Source organism: Kitasatospora sp. NPDC057223 (assembly GCF_042669755.1).
Taxonomy (GTDB): domain Bacteria; phylum Actinomycetota; class Actinomycetes; order Streptomycetales; family Streptomycetaceae; genus Kitasatospora.
This window is the reverse complement of sequence record NZ_JBHUWW010000216.1, coordinates 1-9,185: the sequence shown is the minus strand read 5'-3', so window position 1 is coordinate 9,185 and position 9,185 is coordinate 1. Positions and strand designations below refer to the sequence as shown.

At 71.2% G+C, this 9,185-nt stretch carries 1 protein-coding gene; it reads right to left on the bottom strand.

The annotated features are described in order from the left end of the window. A partial coding sequence (locus tag ACFUK0_RS38405) for an SDR family NAD(P)-dependent oxidoreductase (RefSeq protein WP_380258420.1) occupies nucleotides 1-9,185 on the bottom strand: 9,185 nt, incomplete at both ends.

Here is a 9,185-nt window from a genome sequence, read left to right as displayed (position 1 = left end):
CCGACCACACCACGCACCGCCGACGGCACATCACCCTCCGGCACGACACAGTCCAGCACCACCACACCCGGCACCGAACCCTCAGCCGAAAGCTCTTCCCACGCAGACCACTCCACGACAGAGGCTTCCCCGGACTCAGGAACAACACCCCACTCGATGCCGAACAAGGAATCGTCGAAACCGGCAGGCGCACCCAGGTGCTCAGCCGAGACCGGACGGGATACCAGTGACTCCACCGACAGCACCGGATCACCGCTCTGGTCAGTCACCATCAGCGCCACCCCGTCCCGCTGAGCCACGGGCGCGATGCGTACCCTCAACGCCGTAGCGCCCGCGGCATGCAGACGAACCCCGTTCCAAGCGAATGGCAGCAGCGGCCCGTCTGCACTATCCCGACCACCTCCCAGCAGCGCGGTGTGCAGGGCGGCATCCAGCAGGGCGGGGTGCAGGCCGAACCGCTCCGCATCCGCCCGCGCCTGCTCCGGCAGCTCAACCTCCGCGAAGAGTTCGTCCCCCCGCCGCCACGCCGCCCTCAACCCCTGGAACACCGGCCCATACCGGTACCCCAACTCCGCCAGCACCCCGTACGCACCCTCAACCTCCACCACCTCCGCACCCACCGGAGGCCACTGGCTCAGATCCGTGCCCGCAGCAACCGGACCGGACGCCAGCACACCCTGCGCATGCAACGTCCACGGCAGATCAGACCGCTCCTCCACCCGCGAGAACACCGACACCGAACGCCGATCCACAGCATCCCCAGCCCCCACCACCACCTGAAGAGCCACACCCTCGCTCCCGGCGAACACCAACGGGGCCTGGAGAGTGAGTTCCTCCACCACCTCACAGCCGACCTGCTCCCCCGCACGCAACACCAACTCCACGAACCCCGTACCCGGCAGCAGCACACTGCCCAGCACCTCGTGATCCACCACCCACGGCTGCCCCACCCGCGACAGACGAGCCGTGAACGTCACCGCATCCGAATCCGGCATCGCCACCGCCGCCGCCAACACCGGATGATCCAACGCCACCTGCCCCACCGCCGACACATCCCCCACCGGCCGAACCGCCTCCACCCAAAACCGCTCCCGCTGGAACGCATACGTGGGCAAGTCGACCCGGCGGGCACCAGTGCCCGCGAAGAACGCCGACCAGTCCACCACCGCGCCAGAGGTGTGGAATTGGGCCAGTGCGGTCACCAGGGCGGCGGGCTCCGGCCGGTTGCGGCGGGTGGCGGCGGCCAGCGTCGCCTGCTCGCCCGAGACGCTCTGCTGCGCCAGCCCGGTCAGGACACCGTCGGGTCCCAGCTCCAGGAACCGACTGACACCCTCCGCCTCCAACGCACAAACGGCATCCGCGAACCGCACCGCCTCCCGCACCTGCCGCACCCAGTACTCCGGCGAGGCCAGGTCGGCGCCCAGCGCGCCGGTGACCGTGGAGACCACCGGCACCGAAGGCTCGTGGTACTCCAACCCGCCTGCCACCACACGGAACTCGTCCAGCATCGGCTCCATCAGCACCGAGTGGAACGCGTGCGACACCGCCAGCCGCGACGTCTTGCGGCCCAGCGCCCCGAAATGCGCGGCGACGTCGAGGACCGCGTCCTCGTCGCCCGAAACCACCACCGAGCCGGGGGCGTTCACGGCAGCGAGCCCCACCCGGTCACCCAGCAGCGGCACAACCTCCGCCTCACCCGCCTGGAGCGCCACCATCGCGCCGCCCGCCGGCAGCGCCTCCATCAACCGGCCACGCGCCACCACCAGCCTGGCCGCATCCTGAAGGGAGAACACCCCCGCGACGTGGGCGGCGGCAATCTCACCGACCGAGTGCCCCGCCACGAAGTCCGGACGCACACCCCACGACTCCACCAGACGGAACAACGCCACCTCGAACGCGAACAACGCCGGCTGCGCGAACCCCGTCCGGTTCAACAACCCGGCATCCTCACCCCACACCACCTCCCGCAACGGCCGGTCCAACAGCCCGTCCAGCTCCGCCACCACCGCGTCGAACGCCGACGCGAACACCGGGAACGCCGCGCACAGCTCACGCCCCATCCCCAACCGCTGCGCACCCTGACCCGTGAACACAAACGCCGAACGACCACCACGCCGCGCCAGCACCGGGACGGACTCCCCCGACACCAACGCGGCCAACCCCCGCCGCAACTCCTCCACATCGGAACCCACCACAGCAGCCCGATGCTCGAACACCGCCCGCGACGTCGCCAAGGAGAACGCCACATCCAACGGCGCCTCCTCGTCCACCGCCGCCAGCAACCGCTCCGCCTGCGCCGCCACCGCCTCCGGCGTCCGCCCCGACACCACCCACGGCACCACCGACAACGCCACAGGTCCCGGCACGGGCACGGGCACGGGAGCCGCCTGCCCCGGCGCCTCCTCCACGATCACATGCGCATTCGTCCCACTCAGACCGAACGAGGACACACCCGCCCGACGCCGGTGCCCGTTCGGCAGCCACTTCCGCGCCTCCGTGAGCAGTTCGACGCTGCCCTCCGACCAGTCCACATGCGGCGAGGGCTCGTCCACGTGCAGCGTCTTCGGCAGCACTCCATTCCGCATCGCCATGACCATCTTGATGATTCCCGCGACGCCGGCCGCAGCCTGGGTGTGGCCCATGTTCGACTTGACCGAGCCCAGCCACAGCGGCTGGTCTTCCGGCCGGTCCTGCCCGTACGTCGCCAGCAGCGCCTGCGCCTCGATCGGGTCACCCAGACGCGTCCCCGTCCCGTGCGCCTCCACCACGTCCACATCCGCCGACGACAGGCCCGCACTCGCCAGCGCCTGCCGGATCACCCGCTGCTGCGCCGGTCCGTTGGGGGCGGTGAGGCCGTTGGACGCACCGTCCTGGTTGACCGCGCTGCCACGCACCACCGCCAGCACCGGATGCCCGTTGCGCCGCGCGTCCGACAACCGCTCCAACAGCAGCACGCCCGCGCCCTCGGCCCAGCCCGTTCCGTCCGCCGCTCCCGCGAACGACTTGCACCGGCCGTCCGGTGCCAGGCCCCGCTGCTCACTGAAGTACACCAGAGTCTCCGGCGTCCCCATCACCGTCACCCCGCCGGCCAGGGCGAGCGAGCACTCCCCCGACCGCAGCGCCTGCGCCGCCAGGTGCAGCGACACCAAAGACGACGAGCACGCCGTGTCCACCGTCAGTGCAGGGCCCTCCAGCCCCAGCGTGTAGGCGACCCGGCCGGAGACGAAGCTGCCGGCGCTGCCGCCGCCGTAGTCGTGGTACATCACACCCGCGAAGACGCCGGTCGGACTGCCCTTCAGCGTCCCGGGATCGACGCCCGCCCGCTCGAACGCCTCCCACGAGGTCTCCAGCAACAGCCGCTGCTGCGGGTCCATGCCCAGGGCCTCGCGCGGCGAGATCCCGAAGAACCCGGCGTCGAACTCGGCCGCGTCATACAGGAAACCACCAGCCCGGGTGTACGTCCTGCCCGGCACCCCCGGCTCCGGGTCGTACACCCCCTCGTCCCAACCACGATCCGACGGGAACTCCGAAACCGCGTCGACCCCGCCCTCCACCAACCGCCACAGCTCCTCGGGCGAGGCGACTCCACCCGGATACCGGCACGCCATCGACACGATCACGATCGGGTCGTCACTGGTGTCCACGGCACGTGGCACCGGAACGGCGTCGAGATCCCCGACCCCGTCGAGAAGCACCAGGATGTGATCGGCCACGGCTTGGGCGGTCGGCTGGTCGAACACCAGTGTCGCCGGCAGCCGAAGCCCGCTCACCGCGTTCAGCGCGTTGCGCAACTCCACCGCGGCGAGCGAGTCGAACCCCAACTCCTCGAAAGCCCGGTCCGGCTCGACCGCCTCCGCGGACGCATGCCCCAGCACCCCGGCCACGTGACCGCGCACCAGCTCAAGCACCGCCCGGCCACGCCCCGCAGCATCCAGCCCGACGAGCCGACGCCGCAGCACCCCACCGTCCACACCACCGGCCCGGGTCGACCGGCGCCCCGACGCCCCGACCAACCCACGCAACAGCACCGGCAAGTCGCCCGACCCGGCACGCAGAACCGCCAGGTCCAGACGCACCGGCACCACCACCGGGACCCCGGAGCCCAGCGAGGCGTCGAACAGCCACAACCCCTCCTCCACCGACAGGGCCGGCATCCCCGCCCGCCGCATCCGGTCGAGGTCAGCCGCGTTCAGCTCCGCACCCAGGCCGCTGGCGACGCCCCAGAGCCCGAACGCGAGCGCAGCCGCCGGCAGGCCCTGCGAGCGGCGCTGGTGGGCGAGTGCGTCGAGGAAGGCGTTGGCAGCGGCGTAGTTCGCCTGTCCGGCCGATCCCAAAGTACCGGCCACGGAAGAGAAGAGGACGAAGGCGGTGAGGTCCAGGTCGCGGGTGAGCTCATGCAGGTACCAGGCCGCGTCCGCCTTCGGCCGCAGCACCGCGTCCAACCGCTCCGGCGTCAACGACTCAACCAGACCGTCGCTCAACACACCCGCCGCATGCACCACCCCCCGCAACGCACGCCCACCAGCCGCAACATCCGCCAACAACCCCGCCAACGCCCCACGATCCGACACATCACACGCCGCGACCCGGACCTCCGCACCCAAGGCAGCCAACTCGTCCCGCAGCTCCACCGCACCCGGCGCCTTCAAGCCACGCCGACTGGTCAGCAGGAGGTTGCGAACCCCGTGCTCGACCACCAGGTGCCGCGCCACCAGGGCGCCCAGACCACCCGTACCACCGGTGACCAGGACCGTGCCCGCCGGATCGAAGGTCGGCCCGGCCGCCTGCTCGGGCGCGGCCACCCGGGCCAGCCTCGGTACCAGCACCGTCCCCTCGCGGATCGCCAACTCCGGCTCACCGGAGGCCAACGCCGCCTCCAGCGAGGACGAGCCGTCGGTGTCCACCAGCACGAACCGCCCGGGGTTCTCCGCCTGCGCCGCCCGCACCAGACCCCACACCGGCGCCTGCCGCACATCCACCACAGCACCCACGGCCGTCGCTACCGCACCCCGCGTCACCACCACCAACCGCGACGACGCAAAACGCTCCCCCGCCAACCAGCCCTGCACCACCCCCAACACCGCCCCGACCACACCACGCACGACCGTGGGGAGCTCGCCCTCTTCAGATGCCGCGCAGTCCAGCACCACTACGTCCGGCACCGGGCCCTCGGCCGAAAGCTCCTCCCACGCGGTCCACTCCATGGCGGGGCTGTCACCGGGCTCCGGAGCAGCACCCCACTCCACGCTGAAGAGCGCGTCGCCTGCACCGGCAGACAGGCCCAGCTGCTCCGCCGACACCGGACGGCCGACCATCGACCCGACCGACATCACGGGCCTGCCCGTCGCATCCGCGACCTGCATGGTCAGGCTGTCCCGCTGTGCGGCTGGGGCGATCCGCACCCTCAGCTCCGAGGCACCCACTGCGTGCAGGCGCACCCCGTTCCACACGAACGGCAGCACCGGCTCACCGGTCCCCGTCCCGCCGATCAACGCCACATGCATCGCCGCATCCAGCAACGCCGGATGCACCCCGAACCGCTCCGCATCCGCCCGCGCCTGCTCCGGCAGCTCAACCTCGGCAAACAACTCCTCGCCCCGCCGCCACGCCGCCCTCAGACCCCGGAACACCGGCCCGTACCGATACCCCAACTCCCCCAACACCCCGTACGCACCCTCAACCTCCACCACCTCCGCACCCACCGGAGGCCACTGGCTCAGATCCTCACCGGCAATGACCGGACCGGAAGCCAGCACACCCTGAGCATGCAACGTCCACGGCAGATCAGACCGCCCCTCCACCCGCGAGAACACCGACACCGAACGCCGACCCACAGCATCCCCAGCCCCCACCACCACCTGAAGAGCCACACCCTCGCTCCCGGCGAACACCAACGGGGCCTGGAGAGTGAGTTCCTCCACCACCTCACAGCCGACCTGCTCCCCCGCACGCAACGCCAACTCCACGAACCCCGTACCCGGCAGCAGCACACTGCCCAGCACCTCGTGATCCACCACCCAGCCATGCGAACCAGCCGACACCCGACCCGTGAACGTCACCACATCGGTGTCGGGAGAAGGCACCACCGCACCCAGCAACGGATGCTCCACCGACTCCAGGCCCATGCCGGAGGCGTCCTTCCCTGCAGCGGGTGCGTTTATCCAGAACCGCTCCCGTTGGAAGGGGTAGGTCGGCAGGTCGATCCGGCGGGCGCCGGTGCCGGCGAAGAACGCCGACCAGTCCACTGCCGCGCCAGAGGTGTGGAATTGGGCAAGTGCGGTCACCAGCGTGACGGGCTCCGGCCTGTTGCGGCGGGTGGCGGCGACCAACGTCGCCTGCTCGCCCGAGACGCTCTGCTGCGCCAGCCCGGTCAGGACACCGTCAGGACCCAACTCCAGGAACCGGCTGACACCCGCCACCTCCAACGCACGCACGGCATCCGCGAACCGCACCGCCTCCCGCACCTGCCCCACCCAATACCCCGGCGAGGCCAGGTCCGCCGCCGGCGCGCCGGTGACCGTGGAAACCACCGGCACCGAAGGCTCGTGGTACTCCAACCCGCCTGCCACCGCACGGAACTCGTCGAGCATCGGCTCCATCAGCACCGAGTGGAACGCATGCGACACCGCTAGCCGCGACGTCTTACGGCCCAGCGCCTCAAAATGCGCGGCGACGTCGAGGACCGCGTCCTCATCACCCGAAACCACCACCGCCTGCGGCCCGTTCACCGCCGCAATGCCGACCCGGTCACCCAGCAGCGGCACAACCTCCGCCTCACCCGCCTGCAACGCCACCATCGCACCACCCGCCGGCAACGCCTCCATCAACCGACCACGCGCCACCACCAGCCTGGCCGCATCCTGAAGGGAGAACACCCCCGCGACGTGCGCGGCGGCAATCTCACCGACCGAATGCCCGGCGAGGAAGTCCGGACGCACCCCCCACGACTCCACCAGACGGAACAACGCCACCTCGAACGCGAACAACGCCGGCTGCGCGAACCCCGTACGGTTCAACAACCCGACGTCCTCACCCCACACCACCTCCCGCAACGGGCGGTCCAGATGCCCGTCCACCTCGGCGACGACCGCGTCGAACGCCGACGCGAACACCGGGAACGCCGCGCACAGCTCACGCCCCATCCCCAACCGCTGCGCACCCTGACCCGTGAACACAAACGCCGAACGACCACCACGCCGCGCCGCACCCGACACCACGCCCGCACCCGACTCGCCCGAGGCCAGCGCACCCAGGCCCCGGACCAGCTCGTCGCGGTCCGCGCCCAACACCACCGCCCGGTGCTCGAACACCGCCCGCGACGTCGCCAACGAGAACGCCACATCCAACAGCGCCTCATCGCCCACCGCCGCCAGCAACCGCCCCGCCTGCGCCGCCACCGCACCCGGCGTCCGCCCCGACACCACCCACGGCACCACCGACACAGACACCGGACCACCGGCTTGAGCAGAACCCTCGACGACCTCCTGCTCCGGCGCCTCCTCCACGATCACATGCGCATTCGTCCCACTCAGACCGAAGGAGGACACACCCGCCCGACGGGGGCGTCCACGCTCCGGCCAGGCCACCTGCTCCGTGAGCAGCGCGATCTCGCCCTCCGACCAGTCGACCTGCGAGCTGGGCTCCGTAAGGTGCAGAGTCTTCGGCAGCACACCCTGCCGCATCGCCATCACCATCTTGATGACACCTGCCATGCCGGCCGCGGCCTGGGTGTGCCCGAAGTTGGACTTGATCGAGCCCAGCCAGAGGGGCTGATCCGCGGGCCGGTCCTGCCCGTAGGTCGCCAGCAGCGCCTGCGCCTCGATCGGGTCACCGAGTCGCGTCCCCGTCCCGTGCGCCTCGACCGCGTCGACATCCGCCGAGGTGAGGCCCGCGTTCGCCAGCGCCTGCCGGATGACCCGGCGCTGTGACGGCCCGTTGGGGGCGGTGAGGCCGTTGGACGCACCGTCCTGGTTGACCGCGCTGCCGCGCACCACCGCCAGCACCGGATGCCCGTTTCGCCGCGCGTCCGACAACCTCTCCAACAGCAGCACGCCCGCGCCCTCCGCCCAGGCGACTCCGTCGGCGTCGGCTGCGAAGGACTTGCACCGGCCGTCCGGTGCCAGGCCCCGCTGCTCGCTGAAGTACACCAGGGTCTCCGGCGTGGCCATCACCGTCACCCCGCCGGCCAGGGCGAGCGAGCACTCCCCCGACCGCAGCGCCTGCGCCGCCAGGTGCAGCGACACCAAAGACGAGGAGCAGGCGGTGTCCACCGTCAGTGCAGGGCCCTCCAGCCCCAGGGTGTAGGCGACGCGGCCGGTGACGAAGCTGCCGGCGCTGCCGCCACCGTAGTCGTGGTACATCACACCCGCGAAGACGCCGGTCGGACTGCCCTTCAGCGTCCCGGGATCGATGCCCGCCCGCTCGAACGCCTCCCACGAGGTCTCCAGCAGCAGCCGCTGCTGCGGGTCCATGCCCAGGGCCTCGCGCGGCGAGATCCCGAAGAAGGCCGCGTCGAAGTCGGCGGCGTCGTGCAGGAACCCGCCTTCGCGTGTGTAGGTCCTGCCCGGCGTGCCCGGTTCGGGGTCGAAGATGTCCTGGTCCCAGCCGCGCTCGGCGGGGAGTGCCGAGATCGCGTCGACGCCGCTCTCGACCAGTCGCCACAGCTCCTCGGGCGAGGCGACTCCACCCGGGTAGCGGCACGCCATCGACACGATCACGATCGGGTCGTCACTGGTGTCCACGGCACGTGGCACCGGAACGGCGTCGAGATCCCCCACCCCGTCGAGAAGCACCAGGATGTGATCGGCCACGGCTTGGGCGGTCGGCCGGTCGAACACCAGTGTCGCCGGCAGCCGAAGCCCGCTCACCGCGTTCAGCGCGTTGCGCAACTCCACCGCGGCGAGCGAGTCGAACCCCAACTCCTCGAAAGCCCGGTCCGGCTCGACCGCCTCCGCCGACGCATGCCCCAGCACCCCGGCCACGTGACCGCGCACCAGCTCAAGCACCGCCCGGCCACGCCCCGCAGCATCCAGCCCGACGAGCCGACGCCGCAGCACCCCACCGTCCACACCACCGGCCCGGGCCGACCGACGCCCCGACGCCCCGACCAACCCACGCAACAGCACCGGCAAGTCGCCCGACCCGGCACGCAGAACCGCCAGGTCCAGACGCACCGGCACCACCAC